This is a genomic window from Paenibacillus vini, from assembly GCF_018403325.1.
Classification (GTDB): Bacteria; Bacillota; Bacilli; order Paenibacillales; family Paenibacillaceae; genus Fontibacillus; species Fontibacillus vini.
Genome location: NZ_BOSL01000009.1, coordinates 213,848 through 237,976, shown reverse-complemented (window position 1 = coordinate 237,976; position 24,129 = coordinate 213,848). Strand labels below are relative to the sequence as shown.

Annotated in this window: 21 protein-coding genes and 5 tRNA genes; 6 read left to right on the top strand and 20 right to left on the bottom strand. The window is 49.8% G+C overall.

Going from position 1 to position 24,129, the window contains the following annotated elements; all coding sequences use genetic code 11:
• The 3 genes from KJS57_RS26710 to KJS57_RS15465 form a co-directional block, all read right to left on the bottom strand.
• Positions 1 to 111 (bottom strand): HTH domain-containing protein (locus tag KJS57_RS26710; RefSeq protein ID WP_306434236.1); only part of this gene is annotated, 111 nt, incomplete at its 3' end.
• A 131-nt stretch (positions 112 to 242) separates the two neighbouring features.
• A tRNA-Leu gene (locus KJS57_RS15470) sits at positions 243 to 325 on the bottom strand.
• A 63-nt stretch (positions 326 to 388) separates the two neighbouring features.
• Positions 389 to 703, bottom strand: a complete 315-nt coding sequence (locus KJS57_RS15465; RefSeq protein WP_244861582.1) for a helix-turn-helix domain-containing protein — start codon at positions 701 to 703, stop codon at positions 389 to 391.
• A 256-nt stretch (positions 704 to 959) separates the two neighbouring features.
• Between KJS57_RS15465 and KJS57_RS15460 the strand changes: the two genes are divergently transcribed.
• Together KJS57_RS15460 and KJS57_RS15455 are read left to right on the top strand one after the other, a co-directional pair.
• Positions 960 to 1,586: a PAS domain-containing protein gene (locus KJS57_RS15460; RefSeq protein ID WP_213655478.1), complete on the top strand. Its 627-nt coding sequence runs from the start codon at positions 960 to 962 to the stop codon at positions 1,584 to 1,586.
• 190 nt (positions 1,587 to 1,776) lie between these two features.
• On the top strand, positions 1,777 to 2,628 hold the full coding sequence (locus KJS57_RS15455) for a Cof-type HAD-IIB family hydrolase (RefSeq protein ID WP_213655477.1): 852 nt from the start codon (positions 1,777 to 1,779) through the stop codon (positions 2,626 to 2,628).
• A 65-nt stretch (positions 2,629 to 2,693) separates the two neighbouring features.
• On the opposite strand, the gene KJS57_RS15450 is transcribed toward KJS57_RS15455, so the two are convergent.
• From KJS57_RS15450 to KJS57_RS15380, 15 genes are all read right to left on the bottom strand, one after another.
• The gene (locus KJS57_RS15450; protein WP_213655476.1) at positions 2,694 to 4,265 is read right to left on the bottom strand and encodes an alpha/beta hydrolase; all 1,572 of its coding nucleotides are present in this window, start codon (positions 4,263 to 4,265) and stop codon (positions 2,694 to 2,696) included.
• A gap of 36 nt (positions 4,266 to 4,301) precedes the next feature.
• Positions 4,302 to 5,324 carry a FecCD family ABC transporter permease gene (locus KJS57_RS15445; RefSeq protein WP_213655475.1) on the bottom strand — a complete coding sequence of 341 codons (1,023 nt, stop codon included), beginning with the start codon at positions 5,322 to 5,324 and terminating at the stop codon, positions 4,302 to 4,304.
• Positions 5,317 to 6,324: a FecCD family ABC transporter permease gene (locus tag KJS57_RS15440; RefSeq protein ID WP_213655474.1), complete on the bottom strand. Its 1,008-nt coding sequence runs from the start codon at positions 6,322 to 6,324 to the stop codon at positions 5,317 to 5,319. The genes KJS57_RS15445 and KJS57_RS15440 overlap by 8 nt, the downstream gene beginning before the upstream one ends.
• 22 nt (positions 6,325 to 6,346) lie before the next feature.
• A complete protein-coding gene (locus KJS57_RS15435; protein WP_213655473.1) occupies positions 6,347 to 7,357 on the bottom strand; it encodes an ABC transporter substrate-binding protein in 1,011 nt (336 codons plus the stop codon).
• Positions 7,358 to 7,466: 109 nt separating this feature from the next.
• Positions 7,467 to 9,134 (bottom strand): helix-turn-helix domain-containing protein, encoded by a 1,668-nt coding sequence (locus KJS57_RS15430; protein ID WP_213655472.1) that lies wholly within the window; start codon positions 9,132 to 9,134, stop codon positions 7,467 to 7,469.
• A gap of 169 nt (positions 9,135 to 9,303) precedes the next feature.
• Positions 9,304 to 9,386 (bottom strand) — tRNA-Leu (locus KJS57_RS15425).
• 4 nt (positions 9,387 to 9,390) lie between these two features.
• Positions 9,391 to 9,465 (bottom strand) — tRNA-Glu (locus KJS57_RS15420).
• Between the two features lie 152 nt (positions 9,466 to 9,617).
• Positions 9,618 to 14,582, bottom strand: coding sequence for an S-layer homology domain-containing protein (locus KJS57_RS15415; RefSeq protein ID WP_213655471.1), 4,965 nt, complete (start codon positions 14,580 to 14,582; stop codon positions 9,618 to 9,620).
• A 137-nt stretch (positions 14,583 to 14,719) separates the two neighbouring features.
• Complete coding sequence (locus KJS57_RS15410; RefSeq protein WP_213655470.1) at positions 14,720 to 15,532, bottom strand: carbohydrate ABC transporter permease; 813 nt, start codon at positions 15,530 to 15,532, stop codon at positions 14,720 to 14,722.
• A gap of 15 nt (positions 15,533 to 15,547) precedes the next feature.
• Positions 15,548 to 16,444 carry a carbohydrate ABC transporter permease gene (locus KJS57_RS15405; RefSeq protein ID WP_244861579.1) on the bottom strand — a complete coding sequence of 299 codons (897 nt, stop codon included), beginning with the start codon at positions 16,442 to 16,444 and terminating at the stop codon, positions 15,548 to 15,550.
• 50 nt (positions 16,445 to 16,494) lie between these two features.
• A complete protein-coding gene (locus tag KJS57_RS15400) occupies positions 16,495 to 17,820 on the bottom strand; it encodes an ABC transporter substrate-binding protein (RefSeq protein WP_213655493.1) in 1,326 nt (441 codons plus the stop codon).
• 109 nt (positions 17,821 to 17,929) lie between these two features.
• On the bottom strand, positions 17,930 to 18,739 hold the full coding sequence (locus tag KJS57_RS15395; protein WP_213655469.1) for an HAD-IIA family hydrolase: 810 nt from the start codon (positions 18,737 to 18,739) through the stop codon (positions 17,930 to 17,932).
• Positions 18,740 to 18,968: 229 nt separating this feature from the next.
• Positions 18,969 to 19,541, bottom strand: a complete 573-nt coding sequence (locus KJS57_RS15390) for a glycerol-3-phosphate responsive antiterminator (protein WP_213655468.1) — start codon at positions 19,539 to 19,541, stop codon at positions 18,969 to 18,971.
• Positions 19,542 to 20,359: 818 nt separating this feature from the next.
• Positions 20,360 to 20,448: transfer RNA gene (locus KJS57_RS15385), tRNA-Ser, on the bottom strand.
• 7 nt (positions 20,449 to 20,455) lie between these two features.
• Positions 20,456 to 20,531 (bottom strand) — tRNA-Asn (locus tag KJS57_RS15380).
• 207 nt (positions 20,532 to 20,738) lie between these two features.
• Here KJS57_RS15380 and KJS57_RS15375 point away from each other — a divergent pair.
• The gene (locus tag KJS57_RS15375) at positions 20,739 to 22,010 is read left to right on the top strand and encodes an MFS transporter (RefSeq protein ID WP_213655467.1); all 1,272 of its coding nucleotides are present in this window, start codon (positions 20,739 to 20,741) and stop codon (positions 22,008 to 22,010) included.
• Positions 22,011 to 22,107: 97 nt separating this feature from the next.
• Positions 22,108 to 22,695, top strand: a complete 588-nt coding sequence (locus KJS57_RS15370) for an ArsR/SmtB family transcription factor (protein WP_213655466.1) — start codon at positions 22,108 to 22,110, stop codon at positions 22,693 to 22,695.
• On the opposite strand, the gene brfA is transcribed toward KJS57_RS15370, so the two are convergent.
• Both brfA and KJS57_RS15365 read right to left on the bottom strand, forming a co-directional pair.
• Positions 22,614 to 22,862, bottom strand: coding sequence for a ribosome rescue factor BrfA (brfA, locus tag KJS57_RS26515; protein WP_244861577.1), 249 nt, complete (start codon positions 22,860 to 22,862; stop codon positions 22,614 to 22,616). The genes KJS57_RS15370 and brfA overlap by 82 nt on opposite strands.
• A gap of 36 nt (positions 22,863 to 22,898) precedes the next feature.
• Positions 22,899 to 23,360: a SprT family protein gene (locus KJS57_RS15365; protein WP_213655465.1), complete on the bottom strand. Its 462-nt coding sequence runs from the start codon at positions 23,358 to 23,360 to the stop codon at positions 22,899 to 22,901.
• A gap of 99 nt (positions 23,361 to 23,459) precedes the next feature.
• On the opposite strand from KJS57_RS15365, the gene KJS57_RS15360 reads away from it, so the two are divergent.
• Positions 23,460 to 23,813, top strand: coding sequence for a hydrolase/acyltransferase (locus KJS57_RS15360; protein WP_211021703.1), 354 nt, complete (start codon positions 23,460 to 23,462; stop codon positions 23,811 to 23,813).
• 96 nt (positions 23,814 to 23,909) lie between these two features.
• Positions 23,910 to 24,047, top strand: coding sequence for a cortex morphogenetic protein CmpA (gene cmpA / locus KJS57_RS15355; RefSeq protein WP_213655464.1), 138 nt, complete (start codon positions 23,910 to 23,912; stop codon positions 24,045 to 24,047).
• Positions 24,048 to 24,129: the final 82 nt, after the last annotated feature.

Genomic DNA, 24,129 nt, shown 5'->3' with positions numbered 1-24,129 from the left:
AAGCTGCTTAAATTCATCTGAATAAGTTATGGCCTTCGCACTTACATTCACCACGTACTTGTTTTGTGATAGGACCTCACGGTCCTCTTCGGTAAATCTCTTCTTGCTCATGCAATCCCCCCCCCCCCGATGCTTATTCCAGTATACAAAAAGGTACCCACAGCCTGAACACCTTTTTTCAAAGTGTCCAAACTATGGGTACCAGTTTACTATGTCCAGGGACTTTCTTTTGTTAAATATGATGCGGTCGAGAGGACTCGAACCTCCACGGGCATACGCCCACTACCCCCTCAAGATAGCGTGTCTGCCATTCCACCACGACCGCTCGGCAGTTTCAGAAACGAACATTTTTTATTATATAATTGTGTTTACTAAATGTAAAGTGGAATTAATTCCCTCCCTCTTTCTTGTGTTTCCGATACCTTGCAAACTCGAGATACTCTTGAATAAAGAGCGCTTCTTTTGGTGTTAAATCGCCGGCCAGCTTCTCCCAGTTCATCGTGAGGTTGGCTGCGTATACAGCGCTGCTTTCTTGAATCTGTATAGCGGTTCTTTCGCGACCGGTCAAAAGCCAATCCAAACTGACATCAAAATAAGCTGATATCTCGATCAATTTGTTCGTGCTCGGCGTCGACTTTCCCCGTTTCCAATCTCCCAGATTTCCCGTACTGATTCCAAGTTCGAGACAAAACTCCTTTTTCATGAGACCTTTAGTCTTAATCAAAAGTTCAATCCTGTCATAGATAGACAAACTTCTTCGACCTTCCTTCAAAATACGCCGGATTACGCATTTAAGTATTCATTATTGTTAAATTACGTTTTTACGCATATAATGAACTGAACACTTTTTTGTGCTCCTGTCATCGGCCAATTATAACATGAAATTTCCAACAAATAATAGGCCGAGCAGCCTATGTATGTTTCTATTCATCTAATTTTGGACTATAGGAGCGTAAACCGTGACCGAACCCCTTTCTTTACTGAAGGAAGCCGCACATTTTCTTCCCAAAGGCGTGGCCTTCGTCGATCCCAATGGAACGATTCAATTCGTCAACCGGACTTGGGTAAAGCTTGCGTTATTGCACGGGTTATCCCCGCTGTGGGATCGTCCGGGATTAAATCTCGAGCGACATTTCGAGAACTTCATTGGTGACAACGCACCACTCGTCCGCGAATTGTGGCCCAGTTTAAAGTGTATTCTGGAAGGTAACAGCCTCTACTACTCCACCGAGATTTACTCTAACCACCTAGAATCAAGATGGTATCTCTTGGAAGCGGTTCCGCTTAATTTGGAAGGGATGATACGGCTTCGCGGCATGCTGCTTGTATATTCCGACATTACGGGCTATAAGGATCTTGAATCACAATTAAAAGAGGCCACTTGTCAAATTCGTACCTTGCGCGGTTTACTGCCAATCTGTGCGGTATGTAAGCAAATCAAGGACGAGCAAGAAAACTGGAATTCCATCGAAGAATACTTAATGAAGCATACCCATGCCGAATTTACCCACGATATTTGTCCCGAATGCATCAGGCTGTTGTATCCGCAATATTCCTCAATCCTGGACCAGCCGAACGATCTATAGCAGTCCAATCATTCCTGCCATGACCCCTGCCATCCTCTCTACACTAACGACACCACTTCGTTCACATTACACTTAGCCCGACTGCATACCGTTCCATACTTCACATACAATAAGGGTTGACCTGAAATGCATTTCATGTTTTATACTCGTTCCAGCACAGGCAGACAACTTGAGACAAGGAGGAATAATCATGAAATTAATTGCTATAGATTTGGACGGAACGCTGTTGACCTCGGAAAGCAAACCGAGCGGGGAGGGGCTGGCTGCGATCCGTGACATGCTGGAACAACGCCATCATCGAGTCGCAATTTGCACAGGAAGAGCCGGCTATGATGTGCGCCATCTGGTGGGAGACGATATAAAGCTGCCCATCATTTCATTTAACGGAGCGGCTATTCATGACGAGAACGGCCAATTATTAAAAGAAACGCCGATTAAGCGTCAAACCGCTATGGAGGCTATCGCCTATTTGGAAGAGCAGGATGTTTATTTTGAAATCTTTTGCCCGGATGCCATCTACTCTCCTTCACGGGGTGAAGATAAGCTGCGTGCGGAGATGGATGTAATCAAGAGCGCCAATCCCGATATAGACTACGATCAATTATGGGAGAGCGCGCTTGTCCAGTTTGTCCAATTCGGCATCAAGCCTACCGAACAGCCTCTGGACATCATCAGCTCAGGAAATTCAGCGTACAAGCTCCTTATCTTTACCTATAATGAAACCAAATTGAATGCGATCCGCAGCCACTTTGATAACCAACCTTCCGTACACACCACATCCTCTGCCGACCATACGTTGGAAGTCATTTCGACCGAAACGGACAAAGGACGAGCTCTGCAGTTTCTGGCGGAACACTATGAGGTGCCCCTGGAAGACACAGTGGTCATCGGGGACAGCTATAACGATATATCCATGTTCCGTATCGCGGGTACCCGCATCGCTATGGGTAATGCCGTGGATGAGATCAAAAAGCTCAGTACTGCCGTAACCCGAAAGAATGACGAACATGGTGTATCTTATGCGTTGAAGCATCTGATCTAATACGTCAAGTATCAAAAAATAACCGCCGGAAGACATCTCAGTCTCTCGGCGGTTATTGTTCGTTCTTATTCATATTGGGTTGCGAATCGCAGCAGCGGACTCATCAAAGAAGGTAGCACGGACACATGCCCTTCTTCCTCGATTTCTTTAAACATTACGGAGAGACCGGTTTCGGTCAACCGCAGCCTCCTCACCAGCTCTCTCGCATCCCGGATCATAGATTCCTTTTCTTCCGTGCCCACGATAACGAGCAGTTCTGCTGATCTACCCGATGCGGTAAACTGCGGCTTGACTTCCTCCCACTTGCTGTAAAGCATATGATTCTTCCACCAGACGGACGGACTTGCCGCTGCATAACGCTGGAACGTTCCCGGACGCGCGAACAACCCGTATAAGGTCAAAAATCCGCCAAGCGAATGCCCGAACAAGGTCTGTCTGGAAGTATTGATCCTGACATACCGCTCAACTTCGGGCTTAAGCTGCTGCTCGATAAAATCAAGGAATGCATCCGCTCCTCCCGTTTGCGGCCAGGCAAGACCTCCCGGACGAAGGGGAAGTTCACTGGCGTCCGCATATACCGTATAATCACGGAACCTCTCTCCGGTAACGATCGGATCAGTGGAATCATATCCGATTCCAACGATAACAGCCGCAGGAAGTCCATGAGGCCCACGCGCCTGCATCCGCATGGACTCCGCCAGGGTAGCAAAGGAAGCATTGGCATCTAGCGAATAAATAACCGGGTACCCTTCCTCCGGCGGGGGACTATCGGGCACGGCGATGAAGATTCTATATTCATGGCCCGTTGCCTTGGCGTTCATTCGCCAGACCACCGTCCCCGGGACGGGATACCGGCTTGTATCATCCCTGTCGAAAACCGGCGATTTAGGGACAGGACCAAATAGCCGCTTCAGCGCTTCGGGAAATCTTTTTATCATAAATAAATCGTCATGCGTTCCCTCAGGCTCAAACTCAAAGGTCAAGCGGTCTTCCGGGAATCCCCGCTCCTGCAGAAGCTTGTGCAATTCCTCATTATACCTGACCATATTTCGTTGTGAGTTCGTCTTGTATTTCCCTTCTAAACCTCCAATGGACATATAAATCCGGAGATCACGCTGGAGATCATATTGCAGCTCTGAGGAATTGCTGATAAATTCCATGACCCCTTCGTACCAAAGAGAAGCCGACAAAAGACCGAGCCGACCGAATACCTCGGGTCTCCAATATCCTGCAAACCAGGAGATCAAGCCGCCGAGCGATCCGCCGATCATCGCCGTATGCTCCGGCTCCTTCAAAGTCCGGTAGTTGGCATCGATGTAAGGTTTGAGAACATCCGCAACCTCATCTACGTAATCTCTGCCTTTTCCGCCGAATCCATCAGCATTCCCGCCCACCGAACCGGCAGGCCACGGCGTATATTCAGCATTCCGGTCCTCCGTTTCCAACCCGACCAGAATCACTTCGCCTAACTGTTCCGAAGCAAACAGATGTTCAAGATACCGGATGCATCCCGTAAACAGAAAGCCTCCATCCTGGACGTAAGCCACCGGATAACGGCGGTCGGAATCTTCATAGGATGGCGGCAAACACAACAGCACTTCTCTAGTCCCAATCGTCATCTGTCTAAAAAGCTTCATTTACACATCATGCCCCCTCTGTCGAGCCTCTGCTTTTTATTTTCTGCTCCGAAGCAGCAGGTAGACGAAATAAGGCACTCCCAGAATGGACACCACAATACCTGCTGCCAATTCGGCAGGAGCAAATAAGGTTTTGCCGATAAAATCGCTAATGACGACGATTGCCGCCCCTGCGACACCGCTGACCGGGAGAATATGCTTATGCCGTAATCCAACCAGCTGCCGCGCCAAATGAGGAGCGATTAATCCGACGAAGCTGATCGAACCCGAAACGGCGACGCTTGCGCTAACCAGGCCGATGCTGCACAGCAATAACAGGTTCTTCTCCCGCTCCACCGCTACGCCAAGCCCTTTTACGCTATCTTCGGTCATCTGGAACAGATCGAGCACATGGGAACGGAGCCAAATGACCACAGGAATACTCAGCATCCAAGGCAGCGTGGCGACGACAAATTTCCAATTGGCGCCATGAAGACTGCCGGCCAGCCAAACTGCGGCCGTTTCATAGTCCTGCGGATTCATCTTAAGCGAGACGTACATTGTCACGGCGCCAAATCCGGAGCTCATCGCGATTCCGACCAGAATCAAGCGCTGGGGATCCAGCTTACCGCCCTGTCTTGCAAATAAAAAGATGACCGCCGTGGCGGCAATCCCTCCTGCCAGGCCAAACAGCGGCATCGCCATCACGCCCATCCAGCCGGTCAGGCTCATGGTGCCCTGGATCAGCAGCATAAACAAGACGACCGCCATGCCGGCCCCCGCGTTAATCCCCAGAATCCCGGGATCGGCCAGTCCATTGCGCGTAATCCCTTGAATAACCGTCCCGGCGATACCCAGCGCGAAGCCGATAAGCAGCCCCAATACGATCCGGGGAAGCCGGAAATCGAAGATGACCAGATCATAATCCGCCTGACGATGGATGCGCAGAATCGTTTTTAATATGTTCATTACGGAAATGTCGAACGTCCCGTTAGTCAAGCTGAAGTAGACCGCAACGAGCACGATCAGGAGTCCGCATGCCAGCACCGTGACGAACCTGCCGTTCGAAGATTTAGGCACGCTGTTCCCCTCCCCTCGTCCTGATGAGATAAAGGAAGAACGGCACGCCGAACAAGGCGGTCACGACACCCACCGGAGTTTCGAACGGGTAGTTCAGGAACCGGGCGATAATATCGCTGGCCGTCAGGAACAAGCCTCCCAGTACCCCGGATACGGGGATGACCCACCTGTAATCGGAACCGGACACAAATCTCGCGATATGGGGGATGATCAACCCGACAAACGCAACCTTGCCGGCAAGCGCCACGGACACCCCGGTCAAAATGACGACCGCCAGCATGGCGAGTCCTTTCACCAGCCATATCCGCATACCCAGCCCCGCTGCCGTCTCTTCACCCAGGGATAACGCCGAGACTGATTTCGTCAAGGTCAGGCTTAGCAGCAATCCTGCGATCGCAAACGGAATGCTAAGCTTGATCAATTCCGGGTCCAACTGATGCAGCCGGGCATTATACCAAAAGCTGACTTTTTGCGATAGCTGAAAATACGCAGCAACCGCGCTCGCGGTCCCGCTCAGAAAACTTCCGATCACCGTACCCAAAATCGCCAGCCGCACGGGGCTCATTCCCTGGGGAATCGCCCATGCCAGACCGAATACGATTGCCGCACCTGCCGCAGACCCGAGCAGCGAGCCTAAAATGTAGAGATCCGGATGAGCATTCGGCATAAGGACCATGAACAAGGTCACGGCAAACACCGAACCGTCCGATACGCCCATAATCGAAGGAGAGGCAAGATAGTTGCTTGTAATCCCCTGCATAAGCGCCCCTGAAATCGCGAGAAAGGCACCGATGAGCATAGCGCCTACGGCTCTCGGCAGTCTGGAGGTCATCACGATTTGGTGATCAAGACTGTTTTGGTCAAATGAAAATACCGCATTCCAGACGGTATCGAAGGTCATATTTTTCGCGCCGTAACGGATGGATACCATGATCAATAAAAGAGCGACTGCCGGAGCCATCGCTAGGATGAACGCCGGCAGTATTTTTTTGTGTCTCATTTTCAACACGCCTTATTCTAAGCTATTTTGTCAACTGACTAACCGCTGCTTTCAGAAATTCGATCTTACTGTAAGCCGTGCCTCCTTGAGCCAAAGGATCAACCACATTGACGAACAGTTTTCCGTTTTTGACGGCGGATATGTTTTTGATGATCGGGTCATTCTGGAACTCTTCGAGCGCATTAGGCGTGTCTTTGTTTTCGTCCGGTGAGAATTGCAAGAACAGGTAGTCCGGATTCATTTCCGCAAACTTCTCTTTGGATACCAGTTCCTGGGCTTTTGCTGCCTTAACTTCCGCCGGCACAGTAAAGCCGAGTTCCTCGTACAGGACAGGATTAAAGAACACTTTTTCCGGATAAATGTACAATTCACCTGCACGGATACGTAGCGCGATTACTTTTCCACCTTTTACGGTATCGCTAAGCTGTGACTTGGCTGTCTCCAAATCCGCCTTGTATTTCTCGATCGTCTGTTTGGCCTGCTCCTGCTTTCCACTCAATTCTCCAAGCAATTGCAGGTTGCTTTCCCAATCCGTAGAGACATGGGAGTAAGGAATGGTTGGGGCAATTTTACTCAGCTGTTCCATCACTTCCGGCTTGAACTTGGTGCTCCCCAGGATTACGTCTGGCTTCAGAGCTAAAATCGTCTCGAAATTCGGCTCGGTCTTTTCGCCGACGGATTCGGCATCCGTTGTAATCGATTGGAACAGCTCCGGAAACTCGCCGGAGAACGTGATGGCTCCAACCGGTTTTACGTCAAGTACGATCGAGTCTTCCATCGCTTCGACGGCCCCGGTAATGACAATTCGTTCTGTCTTCGCCGGCAGCGTATATTCCTTGTCCAGGTATTTCACGGTTCTGGTTTCTTGCTGTGCTTGCTGTGCCTCGGAATTCTCCGACGCTTCCACATTTGTCTCAGCATTTGCAGCTGCGTTGCCGGAAGCAGTTCCGGATGTCTCTTTCTTCTCTCCGCAAGCCGTTAATGCTAGCATAAATACTAATAACAACCCCACGATCCACTTCGTCTGTTTCATTTATACCTGCTACTCCCTTCCTATCTCCAATATATTGATAATGATAATTATTATCATTTATATCGTAAAGAGAATCGGCATTTTTCGCCATGGAATATTACCGGAACTTTCATGGATTATTTACGGAAATGATATCTTCGATCTCCTCCAACATTTGCAATATAGCGACAGGAGAATATTCCCGCCAAGGATAAGACGAGAGTACATGCACCCTTCCGGCCCGAACCGCAGGGAGGCCTATCCATTCGGGAGAGGACTGCAGCGTCTTCCAGTATTCCAGAGTTTCCGTGTCTTGACGGATCAGCAGCCATAAATGGTCCGCATCATAATCGACCAGATGGGAAATTGTAAAGGGATTCGTATGAGCGTTGTTGTCCATTAAAGATGAAGGCATAAAACCTAAAATCCCGAACAACACCTCGTTGATCCCCGGTCCTTGATTCAGGCATAACTCGTTTCTATGAAAACGGAGCGGCAACATGCGAGAGTTCAAGCTCATATCCTGCTCATTCCGGAGCTTCCGGCAAACGTCCGCCCGTTTCCTGTTGTATCCTTCGAGCCATCGATCGGCTTCCTCCATTCTCCCAAGCAGCTCTGCTAATTCACGAAGCTGGGCTTCCCAGCCAATGACATCTTCCTTCATTTCATATATAGGTGCTATCTCTTTTAGACGTTCTTTCTCCCGTGGCTCGACACCAGTGGCGCACAGGATCAAATCGGGTTGCGAAGCGACGAGTTTTTGCAAGTTTTCTTCCTTGTTGTGGTTCTGCCGATAGGCACTGAGGTGAACAGGAACGATCGGCGCGAGAGACTGATGATAATAACGGGACCATTTAGGATGAAGCGGCGCGGCATAAGGGGTGACCTCAAGCGGGATCAGATAACCGAGAATCGATGAGGAGCCGTACACGGCAAGTTTATTTTTGTGCGTCTTCATATAGGCTGACGGCGATAGACCGAACTCTTTTTTAAACTTCCGGCTAAAATAAAATTCGTCCCTGTATCCCACCTGATGGGCGACCTCCCGAAGCAAACGGTCCGTGCCCAGCATAAGCTGCTTCGCCTTATTCATGCGGATTTGAGTCAAGAATTCCATGACGCCGGAACCGTATGTCTTCTTGAACACCTCGGCAAAATACTTTGGGCTCAGCTCGGCGATTCCGGCAAGCTGTTCCGTAGTTAAATCTTCGCCGTAATGCTCTTCCATATATATTCTGATTTTCTCCAGAATCCGAGTTTTATCCTGATTGTTGAAGCTTTGCCCGCTCGTCTCCAGAATTTCATACAGCATTTCCTGAAAATCGACCTGGGCTCTCCACTGCTTTAGAAGTTTTTGGTGACGGGAGTTTTGATAAATCGAAAAGGCCCAATGATGTACCCGGTCTTCTGCCGAAGCCAAGCCTATCATCCCCTCTGGAAATATTCCTGCCGGCACCCCTTCGCATAATGCATGGTCGGATGAGTCTCCCGTCTGGAACACGCTGAATTGAAACACCGCGATGCTGACATTTGCCCCGGAAACGGCACGGATTCCGAAAGTGCTGTTCGGAGGACAAAAGCAGGCGGTTCCTTTGGCCATTCGGGTAACCTGCTCGTTCCTTTCCATACTGGCCTCTCCTTCAAGCAGGATGATCAGTACCATATTCCAAGTCAGGCATGGATCTAAAGGCAGTTCTTGTCCACCATAGATTCCCATCTCCCATAACCGGATGGTCCAAGCATTTCCGCCGGAGGATTGCCGAGCTCCAGGGCCGTCAGTATTATAATTGGTCAGCAAATTAATTCCACCTTATTGATAATGGTTATCATTATCATATAGATACCATAACGAGGTTCCCCTGTCCAGAAAATATGTCCGGGAAATATCCGCCATTCTTATGCCGGTTCTATGTATGCTGAATGTAACAAAAAAGCCCCTGCATATGCAGGAGCTTTCAAGTTTTGTATGCGGTCGAGAGGACTCGAACCTCCACGGGTATACACCCACTACCCCCTCAAGATAGCGTGTCTGCCATTCCACCACGACCGCAAATTGGTGACCCGTAGGGGATTCGAACCCCTGTTACCTCCGTGAAAGGGAGGTGTCTTAACCCCTTGACCAACGGGCCTTATTTAATTTCGCTCTGAAGCAGCGACAAGATTGAGTATACCAAATACCAATATACCTTGCAACACTTTTTTTGTATTTTTTTTCGAATGTAATAATAAGCATTCCGCCTCTCCATATTGAGTGACGGAATGCTTATTAAATTTAAACAGGTTATTTAATATACCGGGCAATAATAGCCGCTACTTCCCCCCGGCTAATATTCGCTTTCGGCTTCATCGTGCCGTCAGGATAGCCGGAAATTACTCCGGCTGCGGTTAAAGCTTGTACAGCCTGTGATGCCCAGGCCGATATATGTCCCTTATCCTTGAAATCGGGACCGGTCTTGTCATTTTGCATCATCAAGTCCGATTTGATCGCTTTGTACAAAATCACCATCGCTTCTTCTCTCGTAATCTGTTGGCCGGGCTTGAAGGTTCCATCCGGGAATCCGCTGATGAGTCCGGCCTGCTGCAGCCCGTTTACGTACTCGGCATACCAAGCGCCTGCCTGAACATCCTTAAAGCCGGTGTTGGCCGAAGATCTCTCTAGTCCCAGCATCCGGAAAATGATGGCCGCAAACTCCGCCCTGCTTACCAGGCGGTCCGGTTTGAACGTGCCGTCCTCGTAACCGGTCATGAGACCTTGCTCCGCCAGACGTTGAATCGAAGCAGAAGCCCAGTGTCCGGCCACATCCGCGAACACAGGCGAAGGAGTTACCGGGCCCCCATTTCCGCCGTTAGTGTTGCTGCCGGAACCGGCGCTTCCGTTGTTTACACCGCTACCTCCATTATTGCTACCATTACTGTTGTTGCTGTTATTGCTATTGTTTCCGTTTTTGCTGTTATTGCCATTGTTTCCATTGTTTCCATTGTTTCCATTGTTTCCGTTGTTCCCGTTGTTGCCGCCTCCGTCTCCGCCCCCGCCCGGAGCTCCGCCGCCATCTCCATTACCGGATACCTGAATCAACACCGGCTCCGTGTAAATATCGTAAACCTTCTCGGCATCCAGCGAGGCTGTGTACCGCAGCAAAGCATACGTCCGGCCCGGCTTGTTCGCCGTAATCCGGCTGCGATCATCTTCATCCTGCTTGACGACTCCGCTGTCATCCAGAAGCACGATCTCCGGGCTGACCGTTTTTTGGTTGCGGCTGTAACTCTCTACGATAGCCGATAACTGAATACTCTCTCCCTGTTTAAGCGTTACCTCGGTTTGCTGAGGCGTCAGCAAAATGTCCCAGTCCTTCGCCCAAAACGCGTAATCCGTCGTGATGCCGAACACACCCAACATAAATATCGATTTAAAATCGGCATTGTTGTTGTAAGTCCATGGCGAAACGATCAGACCGCGATGATGAGCCGCCTCCATGAACTTCGGCCCGAGGCCGCCATAGCTGGTGTTCAACGTGCTGTCATACTGCTGCATCACTTTAAACGTCTCCCGAAGCGCGCCGTTCACCCGGTTCTCATTCGCGTATCCGCCGGTCAACAGTCCAAGCGGCATATCAGGCAGCTGCTCGGCAAGCCGGGTCAATTGGTTCGTATCGAACGACATGACATTGATCAGATCCTCGGCATCTTTTTCTTTCACCAATTTCACAAAAGCATCCACTGCCGCCGGCGTACCGGTTTTGATTTCGGCGTAAACCATGGCGCCTCGTTCCCTGGCCAGATCGATCTGTTCCTCCAGCGTCGCTATTCTTGCATCGGGATAATTGGTACCCGGTACCTGCTTCACTTTTAGCTTCCGCAGCTCTTCCAAAGTCATGTTTTCTACCAAACCCGTTCCATAGGTCGTCGTATCTACTACGCTATCGTGAATAATGACCAGGTGTCCGTCTTTGGACAGGTAAATATCATTTTCAATGTAATCCGCGCCGACATCCAGGGCAAGCTCATTGCTGATGATCGTGTTCTCGGGAGCAACCGAAGGCATTCCCCGGTGTCCGATAATATAGGGCTTGCGAATGAGCGTAGTCTCATGGGAATACACCTGAAGCGCCCGTCTGATCTCCGCCGGTGACTTCGCTACAATCCCATTGACTCCTGCCGTTATCAGGCGGTGCAGGTTTACATATTCCTCCTGAGTTCCTGTCCCCTTCCCTTCTTTGGCCCAAACCATCATGGTCCGCTGCTGAAGATATGCGACATTGTCCTTAGTTGCCGCGGCCTGAGACAGAATCACAATCTTTGCTTTGCTAAGGGTGGCCTGTTTCCGCAAATCCATCAGCTCTTTCTCGTTAGCCGCCTTCACCCCGCTAAAATCGACGATCCCGCGGATCATCAAGTACGCTTCCCTGGCCTTTTTCACTAGATCGGGGTTATCGGATACGATAAAAGCATCCTCCAAATCGATGTCTTTTAAGTAATCCGTCAAGGCGGTTACGGTTTGTTCGTCCTTGACGTAAAAAGCCGGAATCATTACCGTTCCAATCTTCTCAATGGCTTCCTGCAGGCTCATTATGACTTTGCTGCTGCCTGGAGTCGTCACGTTGAGGTCTTTGTTCACATGAATAAAGAGAGTCGCAGGCATTTGATCGCCGTTTAACCCGTTTAGCTGCTCCACACTTTCCAGTTCTGTGATGATGGATGGAGCGAGCGCAATCCTGGTGTCGGTCTCGGCTACGGAAACGAAACGTTCTTCGGGCAGCGGAGGCAACTCTTCCAACTGCAGCGTGACCCGGAGATTATCAACCTTCATGACGCTGCCGTTCGCCTGCAATCCGATACCGCCTTTCAGATAAGCCCCGGCATTCGCCGTATTGATCAGCACTTTATCATTGATCGATTGCATGACTCTGTCGCCATAGGCCGTAACGGAGTAATGATACATTTTGTCCGGACTAATCTTTTCGGAAAAAGCGGCTTTATTCATGACGTTCCATTCATTGCTCGGCGTTCTTTCCGCGAATTCCACTCCGTTGACCGCCGTTGCATTTTGCCGGACAGCCATTTGATAATAAGGGTACCCGCCGCCTTGCGAGCTCTGAACCCGGTACATGATGGAGTGCCACCTTGCCGGATCATTGGCTGCGAGATGCGTCACATCCGCCTCGATTTTGTAATCTCCAAACAGCGATAAGTAATCCGGAAGCAGCACTCTGGAAGGATTGTCCGGGGAGGCGCTTGCCCGGATCTCGAAAGCTCCGGCTTTTACGGCCGCATTGGCTTTCGTGGTCCCTTCGACTCTCGACCATCCGGACGGCAGCTCGCCTTCCGTTTCCTGATCAAAGTTATTTTCATAGAGTACGTACTCGGCATCTCCTTCGTCTTTCACTACAATCATCAGCTTCACTGCGGCCTCATCCTTCTTGCCGACAATGGAATAGATTCCTTTCTGACGAGGAACCAGCTTTCCGTCACGGATCTCCACATTACTCTCGTTTGAAGTCCATTCTAGCTCAGCGCCGGTTATGGACTTCTCAGTAAAATCGTTAAACTTGGCCTCAAACTGTAATTCGGACAGGTCAAGCTCCTTGCCCGTTTCGGCCAGCGTATATCCGGTTTCATGGGCAAGGGAGGTTACGGATGCTCCTTTCGAGCTTGGCGTAACCGTTACTGAACCGGACCAATCCGCATTAGCGTAAACTGCCGTTAGCGTCACCGTTCCTTCTTTTACCGGATACAGCATGCCATCGCTTACCTTTACAATGCTTTCGTCCGAGGAATAGAACCGGAGCTTCCCGGCCTCCAGCGGTTCTGTCAAACCATCGGAATAGTAGACACTGCCTGTTACCGTTAAAGGCCCTGTCAATGCTTCAATGGAAGCAGGCACTTGTAGACGCAGCTCATCCGCCGTAATGCGGGTAACCTTCAGGTTGTCAAAGGAAACCGTGCTTTGGTCGGCCTGGAACCCCACTTTCCCTCGGGCCAACAGGTCCGTAGCAAAGCTCTTTTCGACCAGAAGCTTGTAATCCTCATCCTCTTTGGCTTTGATATATTCCTTCACGTTATTGTCAAACACCCGAACCTTGAAGCTATAGTCCTTTCCAACTTCCAAAGCTTCCGAAGGTCCGCTGGCGATGACCGACCAGCTGTTATCCGGCTTCCGGTAAGCAACCTCATACGTGCCGTTCTGCCGGACAGCCATTTGATTATAAGGAGCTTTGCCATCCGACGCGCCCCGGAACATAAGGGCAGCCCATCGGGCGGAATTTAGCACACTGTCAAAGCGGACATCGGCTTCGACTGTGTAATTGTCCCATTGAACTGGAGCGCTGATGCGCCCCTGCTGACTGGACGCCGTCCCGGAAAACGTCATTCTGCCGTTGCCGTACGTATCCTGAACGACCGAAAACGGTGTGCTGCCTCCGTTCACGTCCGAAATCCAACCATATGGAATCTCTCCGTTTCCATAGGCATCGAAGTTCTCCTCAAGGAGCACCGGATTCACGATCCCTGAAACCGGCTGATCATCGGTTAGCGTCAGCACCCCGTAGCCTTGCGTATTGTTCCAGAAGGAGCTGGATTGATACGCGCTCCAGGCATTCACCCGCTGCTGGGTTGTATCTGCCCCATACCGGTCGGTTGCGGTCGCTTCGAAGCCCAACTGCTTCTGGATCACCGGATTCATCTCCAGCATGCTCCAGGGTACAGCGGCTTCCAATGACCAGCCGTGATCGGTCGTCCGAATGGCTCTCAGGACGTTCTTCTCATCCTTGGCTCCATGGTTCCCTAGCGCTGCCCCGAAATGAAACTGAGGCGTGGCCGAACCCGGCTTGTAAACAAAGCCCGCCTGCATGTCGCTGTTCTGGAACGGAGCCGACTGATGAAGACTCGGGTCAAAGAACAGACTCACGCTATCCTGCTCGAACCAGGAGCCTGCCGCGTCCGACATCAAGGCATCATCCTGCATCTCCATTCCAATATATAAATACTGATTATCCCAAAGCAGACCCAGCTTGGCCGCAGTATTCAGTCCTTCTCCTAATGGAACTTCGAGCGTCTCCGTCAGGGACCAAAACGATTCATCGAACTTGCCGTCAATCACCGGCGCAGTCAGCGTCTTGGAAACATTCAACTCTTTTCGGCTTGCTTCCGCCGCTGCGGCTGTTGAGGGAGGCTGGACCAGGGACATGAAGGTATTCCCGAGAAGTGCAGTAAGCAAACAGATACTCAAATACTTTGTAGGTGTTCTCATCGGCTTTCTTCCTTTCTTTTTCGCGGGCAGTAACGAGAAAAACCCTTCATCCAACAGAAAGGAATGCGCAAATAAGCGATCTTTCATTGCATAAAGGGTTTTCTCCACGTCTCCTACCCCGGTTTATTCGGTTTGGTTTACTTGATACCGGCGTGCATGAAGCTCTCGACAAACTGTTTCTGAAAAAAGAAGAATGCGATCAGCAACGGCGCAATGACCATCATTGTAGCTGCAGTAACCGTCCCCCATTGCGCCCCGGTCTCGAAAGACTGGGCGAAGATGGCGATCCCCACAGTCAGCGGCCGGTTATGAACCGAATCCGTCACGATGAGCGGCCACATGAAATTGCTCCAATGGGTGCTGATCGAGATTAGCGCAAAAGCGACATAAGTCGGCCTCGCGGAGGGCAGGTAAACATGCCATAAGCTTTGCCACCACCTGCATCCGTCCACTCTGGACGCTTCATCCAGCTCGTAAGGAATCTGCTTGAAGGTTTGCCGAAGCAGAAAGATGCCGAAGGAAGAAGCCCAGAACGGAATCATAATCGCCCATTTCGTATCGATAAGATGAAGCTCCTTCATAATCGTATAGTTAGGAAAGATCAAAATATCCGGCGGAATCATAATTTGCACGAGAAACAAGATGAATAACAAGCCTTGGCCGAGAAATTGCAGTCTGGCAAATGCATATGCAGCCAGTGTGGCCGTCAGCAGCTGTACTATCAATACGCCTGCGACGATCAACAACGTGTTCCAGTAGTACACTGGAAACGGTATTGTCCGCCAAGCCTCCGTGTAATTGGCAAACGTCGGCTGCGTCACGGCAAACGGATTGGACCGGGTCAGCATTTCGCCGGCCGGCGTAATCGAGGTTACTGCAGCCCAGACCAAGGGAACTGCGAAAATGAGCGCAAGTATGGATATGGCGATTTGGTTTAAAAGGCGATGCATCGCTTTGACTCCTCTCTAATAATGGATCCGCTTGTCCAAATATCCGTAATAAAAGATCGAAATGACCAGCAGAATGACGAGCAGAATCACAGTCAATACAGACGCCTTGCCCATATCCCAGAAGCTGAATGCCGTCTCATAAATATGATATAACAGCAGATTGCTCGCATTGTTCGGGCCGCCCTTGGTCATGATGTACAAATGGTCGACCAGCTTGAAGGAATTCGTCGTCGCAATAATAAGGACAAACAAGGTGGTCGGCATGACCAGCGGCAGCGTAATCGTTCTGAATTTCCGGATCGGTCCGGCTCCGTCCAATTCAGCGGCCTGATAGACCTCTTTTGGCAAGGACTGAAGACCGGCCAGGAAAAAGATCATGAAATATCCGGCTTCCTTCCAGATCAGCATCCCCATCATGGAAATGAGCACCCATGACGGATTCCCCAACCAGCTCGGACCATCCACACCGAACAAGCCCAGAAATTTATCGAGCAGTCCGTAATCCGGCGTATAAATAAACAGCCAGATGTTCGCAATAGCAATCATGGGAATCAGTGTCGGATAAAAGAACGCCGCCCGGATCAAGCTTCTTCCCCGCAGTTTACCGTTGACCCAAACCGCCATGTATAACGCAAGCAGAATGCTTACCGGCACGGTCACAAGCGCAAGCAGCACGTTATTGCGAAGTACTTTTAAAAACACCTCATCCCGAAGAACTTGCCCGTAGAGCTCCAAACCGACAAAGTGTCTTACGTTCATGACGGATTCATAAAAGCTCCAATCCAACACTTTTATCATGGGGTAGAATGTAAAAATCACTAGAAAAATAAGCGAAGGAAATAGCAAGGCATAGGCCAGAATGTTGTCTTTCCAACTGTACCTGCGGAATGCTTGCAGCAAGTGCCGTGTCACAAAGTCTCACTTCTCTCTTTACGTTTTACGTTCATCGGTTCCCCGGTTTCTTATTTGCGATATTTCTTCAAAATCTCGTCCGCCTGCTGCTGCGATTTCTCAAGCGCCTCTTCCGGTGTCATTTCTCCAAGCAGCGCGGATTGGATGTTATCGTTGAACAATTTCGTTACCTGACCGTTTTGATAGGTCGACAACTCGCTTGAAGCGTATTCCATCTGATCACGAGCCACCGCAGCTTGCGGGAAGCCGGCTACATAGTCCTTCAGAAGCTCCGTTTCATAAGCGGCTTTGGTCGTTCCTACATATCCGGTGTCGATGGACCACTGTGCTACGCGTTCCGGCTGCGTAAGGAATTCGATAAACTTCACGGCTGCTGCTTTGCGCTCTTCAGGAATGTCTTTGAACACATACAGGTTTCCGCCGCCCGTCGGCGAACCGTAATTTTTGTTCGCAGGCAGGTAGGCAACCCCGAAGTCGAATTTCGCATCGGATTTTACCTTGGACAAATTCCCCGTCGTATGGAACATCATTGCTGTTTTGCCGCTGATAAAGTCGGAAGGGACAGTGGCCCACTCCAAGATACCTTCCGGCATAACTTTGTCTTTGCGGCCCAAATCAGCATAGAATTGCAAGGCTTCTTTTACTTCCGGTTTGTTGAAATAAACTTCTTTGCCGTCATTGGATACGATGTTGGTGCCGGTCTGCAGGGACAGCGCTTGAAGCATCCAATATTGATAGCCCGTGCTCGGAATTTCCAGACCCCACTGACTTACCGTGCCCGCGCCATCTTTGACGGTCAGCTTTTGAGCATATTCCTTTAATTCGTTCCAATTGGCCGGCGCTTTCTCCGGATCCAGGTTCGCCGCCTTAAACATATCTTTGTTGTAGTACATGACAATCGTGCTGCGCTGGAAAGGTACGCTCCAGATCTGGTCGCCGGATTTGGTGTTGCTCATAAAAGCTTCATAGAATCCGTTAAAATAGTCCTGTGAAAAACGAGGAGTCAATTCTTCGAGTGCGTTCATTTCCAGCAGGCTGTACAGCTCTGTCGAGAGCAGCACGGCCAAATCCGGCGAATTGCCGCCTTGGACCGCCGTCACGACTTTCGTCATCGTATCCTGGTAGCTGCCCGCATAGATGGGCTTCACGGTAATCGACGGATTTTCCTCGTGGAAATCGGCAGCCAGCTTATCGATAAAGCCTGTAATCGGCCCACCGACCGCTACTGGAAAATAGAAGCTCAGCTCGACCGGTTTTTCCTCCCCGCCTCCGGTTGATTTGTTGTTCCCTTTCTCTTGTTCCGCTGCCGAGGCAACGCTGTTACTGCTGGCACCTTTGGTGTTTCCGGCATTGCCGCAGGCCGAAAGCAAAAGCATCACGGCAATGATGAGAAGACTAAACTTCTTCACGTTATTCCCTCCTATTTATATAAAGCTTATATTTGCTCCTTCATCGAAGGACGAAGGTTATTGCCTGGGTGAAACATCAAATGGTTTCCAACCGGGTTTTTTCCAAAATGTCATTAATGGAAGAACAAATGTAATCCGGGAGAATTCCCGTTGTCCGAACGGATTCCCGGGAGTCTACTCCGGAGAGGACAAGCGCTGTCCGCATGCCGATACTTTTACCGAGCATGATATCCGTCTCCAGCTTGTCTCCAACCATCAGGCATTGCTCGGGGGGCGATTTCAGCTTCTGTAAAGCGTAAGCAGCGTAGTGCCCTGAAGGCTTTCCGACGGTGTCGTGGGCTAACCGGTTACCTGCCGTTTCGATCGCTTTGACGAGCGCCCAGGTATCGGGGATTACCCCGTCCTCCATCGGACAATACGGATCCGGATTTGCGGCGATAAGAAATGCCCCGTTCCTTACGGCGTTTACGGCGGCCGTCAGTTTATCGAAATCCAAGGTGCGGTCCAGCCCTACCAGAACATGAGTTGCGTGGCTCGCTTCGCCGGTGACGGCAATCCCGCTGCGGGTCATCTCCTCGCGCATGGCTTCATCTCCGAGAAGGAGTACTTTTGCGCCTGAAGCATAATTCCGGAAGTACATCCCGGCAACGGACAGAGCGGTGATCACTTCCTCCGCGGTGCAGGCAATGCCGAAGCGCCCGAGCTTGTCCCTCACTTCTTCTCTTGTGTAAACCGTTGTGTTCGTGGCGAACAGGACCGTTTTCATCCGCTCCCGCAAGCCTTCGATCGTGGAGGCCGCGCCCTCCAAAACCCGATTCCCTACATAAATGGTGCCGTCGAGGTCAAACAGATAACTGGAAAAATCACTCAAAGGGATCTGCTGCATTTGTTTCCCAAGCTGCTCCTTTCAAACAAAATAACCCTTGCCCGAAAAATGAGATACGGAAGCAGACCATCTGGCGGCCTTACCGTATCATCATTACCGAACAAGGGTTTTCTCCTGGTCTCAACCCGATTATCGCAGTAACTATGGTACAAGATTAGTATATAACCGAAATATCAAGGGGGTATCAAGCCATTGTTATTTTAATGTAAAACGCTACTATTGCTTTTTACTAATGCAGCCCTACCTTTAATGATGCCTCCGCATGCTGCCATATCAACGGGTCTCCGCTGGAGATATAGTCCGCGCCGCTTTCCAAAGCCTCGACCATTTCATGTTCATGACGGATGAGCCCGCCAACGATCAGGGGTTGTTTAATCAAGGCTTTTAATTCGCGAGTCACCCGGGGCATTAAGCCGGGCATAAGCTCTACTTCATCCGGATTCGTACTGTTGATCATCCTTACAGCTGTTGTCATGGCCGCAGTATCGATCGCGAAGATGCGCTGAATGCTCTTGATTCCAGCCTGCCTCGCTGCCGTAATGGCGCTGGATTTGGTCGTAACGATGCCATCTGCTTTGAATTTATCGCACAAATATGCGATGGAATGAGCATCTCTCCCAAGTCCCGAGATCATCTCGATATGGGCATAGACCTGTTTGTCCGCCTCATGAAGCTGGCGGATATACTCCTCAATATTCCCGATATGCCCGATCATCAGATTGACGCGCTTCACATCGCTTTGCAACACTTGTACAAATTGCTCTTCCTTCGTTACCGAAGCGATGATTGGATAATGTCTCATTTTCCCACCTGCCCTATGATTCTTGTCTTGTCCTGTCTTTAGTCTAGCAATAAACTGTTTGAGCAGTATTAACGAAACCTGCCAGTTTTTCTTTCAATTTTAGGATAAGGTCGCCGAACCGGGATTCTCTCACTTCCCTTGCCCGGCCTTCTTAACTTATTTGTACGCTAAGTATTTCAAATAGGGGACTTTCAGGCTTCTATTTAAGCCAAATCACGGTTTCAAGCAGAAATAGCGCCTTTTTGGGTCTTATTTCTTTAGATTGCAGGAGAAAGGGGGACAATGCCCTGTTTTAAGGCAAAATAGCGTCCTTTTAGTCCTCTATTGCTCTCAAAATAGCGAGTTTCTCCGATATAAGACCCATTTTGTCCCTAATGTTAATAATCCAGCAGCAGTTAATGCTCCCATTCCGGCGCCCCCTCTTATGAGGGTTCTCATCCCTATGCAAAAAAACAGCCCACCGATTTACATCAGCAGGCTGTTTTGTCGTTGTATTTCAGAACGGAGAGAGAGGGATACTCTCCCGTTGGTCGAGACTGCGAAGCCATTTCTCACGATGTCTATACTCCGGCGCCCCCTCCTGTGAGGGTTCTCATCCCTATGCAAAAAAAACAGCCCACCGATTTACATCAGCAGGCTGTTTTGTCGTTGTATTTCAGAACGGAGAGAGAGGGATACTCTCCCGTTGGTCGAGACTGCGAAGCCATTCCTCACGATGTCTATGCTCCGGCGCCCCCTCCTATGAGGGTTCTCATCCCTATGCAAAAAAACAGCCCGCCGATTTCATCAGCAGGCTGTTTTGTCGTTGTATTTCAGAACGGAGAGAGAGGGATTCGAACCCTCGCACCGCTTACGCAGTCTAACCCCTTAGCAGAGGGTCCCCTTATAGCCACTTGGGTATCTCTCCAAGAAAATGGCTCCCCGAACAGGACTCGAACCTGTGACAACTCGATTAACAGTCGAGTGCTCTACCAACTGAGCTATCAGGGAACATTGAGAAAATTAAGATCAGAACATGATTAAATTTAACACGTTTCTGCAACAAAGTCAACAAATGCAGCCCTAAAATGCTCTCTGAGTAACCGTCACAAACTCTAAAAAAAATTTCATTTAGGGCTTGAAAATTTCGATCTCAACGTTAAAATATATTTAACGTTAAAATTATTTTAACGAATTCCAATCAAAGGAGCTGCTGTGATGCGTGCGGAAGCATTAACTAAACGAAAAAGTATTACGAATGGATTATCGGGACTTACCAAACATAAGTCGTTTATGTATTTACTGATTTCAAGAACCATTTCCCGGTTTGGGGATTCCATCGATTCCATTGCCTATAGCTGGATGGTTTATACGTTGACCGGGTCCAAATTGATGATGGGGTCGCTGTTTGCTCTGAACTTTGTACCCAGCATTATGTTCAGCTTTTTTACGGGCGCTCTCGTGGACCGCTGGTCCAAACGCCATGTCGTTTTGTTTACATCCCTGGGCCGGGGCCTGCTGGTTATTCTGACCGCTGTCTTATATGGATTGTCTCTACTACAGCCTTGGCATCTTTACGTGCTTACCTTCCTCATCTCGACTCTGGAATGCTTCACCGCACCGGCTGAAATAGCGCTGGTCCCGCGTCTTCTTCCTAAAGAAAAGCTGCTTAGCGGTAATTCCATCAGCACAACGGTTTCACGGGTTTCGGAGCTCGCCGGCCTGGCTGTAGCCGGGGGGATCATTGCTATTGCCGGTATATCCGGCGCCATTTTAATTGACGGATTGACCTTTTTTGCAGCGGCAGCCTTCATCTTTATGATTAAAGTTCCAGCCGAAACTGCCGAAACTCCTGTTTCCAAGGTCATCGAGAAGACGAGTCTGCTGCAGGAGATCCGGATCGGTTTTAAATTCATTTTTGCTAATAAGTTAATTCTCACCATCGTGCTTATAGCCGCCTATGTAAATTTCTGTCTATCCCCCTATAACGTACTCAATCCTGTTTATGTCGATGAAATATTGAAATCGGGCCCCGTCGGGTTGAGCTTGCTTGGAATTACGCTCCTAAGCGGCATGGTTGTCAGTGGAATATGGCTCAGCCGCAAAGGCGATTCTTACAAAAAAAGTCGGCTTATTATCGCCGGGTATATGCTGCTTGGCGCAAGCTATGCCCTTTTTTACCTGCCAGCTTACTTACCGATTCCCCCGCTTTACCTGGCCCCACTGTTCAGCTTCGGGATGGGCATAGCAGTCCCTTTGGCTAGTACGCCCTCAACAACGTATTTTATGGAGACGGTCCCGAAAGAACTGTTGGGGAGAGTTGGCGCATTGTATAGTATGATATCTAGTTGTGCAATACCGCTTGGAAGCTTGCTGGCGGGAGTGATGGGGGAACAGATTCAAATCCATGCGCTCTATCTGTGCTTCGGACTGCTCCTGATCATACCGGGCTTCCTTCTGATGAGACACCGAAGCTTTATGAAGCTATAAACAACCGTTTCTCTTTGTATGTCGTCCCGATCATGCGTTATACTTAAACTCAACAACTCCAAATCATCAGCTTTGGATCAAATTCGGGGGCAGGAACATGAAAAAGGAACTCAAATCATTGGAAGAAATCCGCATTTATTCCGATCCGTACCGCATTCAAATTATGAATGAATTCCAAAAGTTCGGCCGTCCGGCAACTGTTAAAGAGATTGCCGACTCACTGGGCGAAGTCCCGGCCAAGGTCCATTACCACGTAAAAAAACTGGAGAGCATCGGACTTGTGTCCATCGTGGATACCAAACTGGTGAACGGGATCACCGCCAAATATTATGCGCCGTTCAAAGGTCAGATTGCCATTAAGAAAAGCGAGTTTGACGAAGCAGTGCAACAAGTTTTTCAATCCGAAACTCAAAAACTGCTGTTCAATCTATTCGAAGAAAGCAAGAAGCGCTTTTTACGGGCCAACCAAGGTCCTTCTCCCGAGGGGACGCTGATGACTCACGATGTTTTTTTGACCAAAGAGGAAGCCGCAGAACTAACAGCTTTGATCACTGAATTCTGTGAAAAGCATCAGCACAACGACACGTCCGCGCCTCGCGAGAACTATGAAGTCTTTTTCACCATAGCCAAAAACCAGGGCCCGGAGCATTCCGGGGAAAATAAAAAAGAACCATCATCTCCATAAGAGGAAATCCGGTTCTTGTACTTGCTGCTATTCATTTGCTCATGCTTGCTCTTCGTCTTTCTCATTCTCATATCCGCGAAGGCGAATGGACTACGGCTCAGCTCCGGATTGCGTTTCCCTTCCCGGACCAGCTTTTGGCGCATTTTTTGGGCATGCGATTTGGCCATAATGATCTCACTCCTTACAATTTACATTCCACTTCATTATAACATATTCAGTTTTAAGACACCCCGGCATCTGCCGCAACGGTAACGGTCCGGGTCCACCCGGCGTTTGCGAAGATATTCCATTCCACAGTCCGAGCAAGCCAGCCTATACCGGTAAGGGAGGCTTTTGCGCTTCGCCTGGCCCGGCAGGGATTGGCAGAAGCGGCTTCCGTCGACTTTTTTCAACAGGGCCTTAAATTCGGGATCGCGATGCTGGTACCCTCTTCCGGCTAGATGCAGATGGTAATGGCATAGCTCGTGCTTAATTATTTTTTCAACCTCATCCGTTCCGTAAGCTTCCAATTGGGCCGGGTTGATTTCGATATGGTGGGTTTTCATAAAATACCTTCCGCCGGTCGTTCTAAGTCGTCCGTTAAACCTCGCCTGATGGCGGAACGGCACCCCGAAACTTCGCAGCGAAATCTCCTCGACCCATTGCTGAAGCTGCTTGTCGTTCATGTCTTCATCGTTCTCCTTTCTTAGGATGTACTTGAATTTTAACTTCTCCTTACGCTACACTGTCAAGTAGGTAAAGAACGAAAAGGAGAATATCTTGACATGGCCGTTATGAGATACGTCATTTTACAGCAGGATCAGAAACTATTGTTCGTGGAAATGCCCGGCGATTACGCCTATCAGCTGAGCGCGCTGAATCTGCGCCTTAACAAAGAGATCGATAAGCTTACGGCGGAGCAAGTGCCGGTTTTACCGCGGGCGATCGCGGAATGCGACCGTCTCGATCTGCTCCAGGAATCGCTGCAAATCACGAGCGGATTGGAGTATATTAACGAGCTTGAGGCGGCATTCACCGCCATCCGGGAAGAGAATTACCCTCTCGTCTCCCTGCTCACGGAAATTCGTGCCCTGCAAGCTCAATTGGAGCAGTGGTACGAAGAGGAAGGCATCGTCTAATTCATTCTTTCATTTTGCGGAACCCTCTTGGACCTGCACGGTTTCCGGCATTCACCCATATGCTACCTACAAAGAATGCCGGAGGAGGAGACCCTGTTGCCCAAATGGCTCAGCAACCAAATTATGCGCGCCTTCCATAAGCGCGACCGCCGCCAGATTGTTTTGCTCAATGATTGCTGGTTCTTTTATTACAATCGCCAGGGCGCGAATAACGAATCCAGCAACCTGCAATAAGAACAAGCACCTTTCGGGCACGTAGCCTAGTGCAAATAAGCCCGCCGAAATCGGCGGGCTTATCTGTAGTTAATGTCCTTAT

Coding starts and splice junctions, on each gene's coding strand:
- KJS57_RS15465 (WP_244861582.1), bottom strand. CDS start 703: ATGAAAAAGGAGTTTTGTCTCGAACTTGGAATCAGTACGGGAAATCTG.
- KJS57_RS15455 (WP_213655477.1), top strand. CDS start 1,777: ATGAAATTAATTGCTATAGATTTGGACGGAACGCTGTTGACCTCGGAA.
- KJS57_RS15450 (WP_213655476.1), bottom strand. CDS start 4,265: ATGAAGCTTTTTAGACAGATGACGATTGGGACTAGAGAAGTGCTGTTG.
- KJS57_RS15440 (WP_213655474.1), bottom strand. CDS start 6,324: ATGAGACACAAAAAAATACTGCCGGCGTTCATCCTAGCGATGGCTCCG.
- KJS57_RS15435 (WP_213655473.1), bottom strand. CDS start 7,357: ATGAAACAGACGAAGTGGATCGTGGGGTTGTTATTAGTATTTATGCTA.
- KJS57_RS15415 (WP_213655471.1), bottom strand. CDS start 14,582: ATGAGAACACCTACAAAGTATTTGAGTATCTGTTTGCTTACTGCACTT.
- KJS57_RS15410 (WP_213655470.1), bottom strand. CDS start 15,532: ATGCATCGCCTTTTAAACCAAATCGCCATATCCATACTTGCGCTCATT.
- KJS57_RS15400 (WP_213655493.1), bottom strand. CDS start 17,820: ATGCTTTTGCTTTCGGCCTGCGGCAATGCCGGAAACACCAAAGGTGCC.
- KJS57_RS15395 (WP_213655469.1), bottom strand. CDS start 18,739: ATGCAGCAGATCCCTTTGAGTGATTTTTCCAGTTATCTGTTTGACCTC.
- KJS57_RS15390 (WP_213655468.1), bottom strand. CDS start 19,541: ATGAGACATTATCCAATCATCGCTTCGGTAACGAAGGAAGAGCAATTT.
- KJS57_RS15375 (WP_213655467.1), top strand. CDS start 20,739: ATGCGTGCGGAAGCATTAACTAAACGAAAAAGTATTACGAATGGATTA.
- KJS57_RS15370 (WP_213655466.1), top strand. CDS start 22,108: ATGAAAAAGGAACTCAAATCATTGGAAGAAATCCGCATTTATTCCGAT.
- brfA (WP_244861577.1), bottom strand. CDS start 22,862: ATGGCCAAATCGCATGCCCAAAAAATGCGCCAAAAGCTGGTCCGGGAA.
- KJS57_RS15365 (WP_213655465.1), bottom strand. CDS start 23,360: ATGAACGACAAGCAGCTTCAGCAATGGGTCGAGGAGATTTCGCTGCGA.
- KJS57_RS15360 (WP_211021703.1), top strand. CDS start 23,460: ATGGCCGTTATGAGATACGTCATTTTACAGCAGGATCAGAAACTATTG.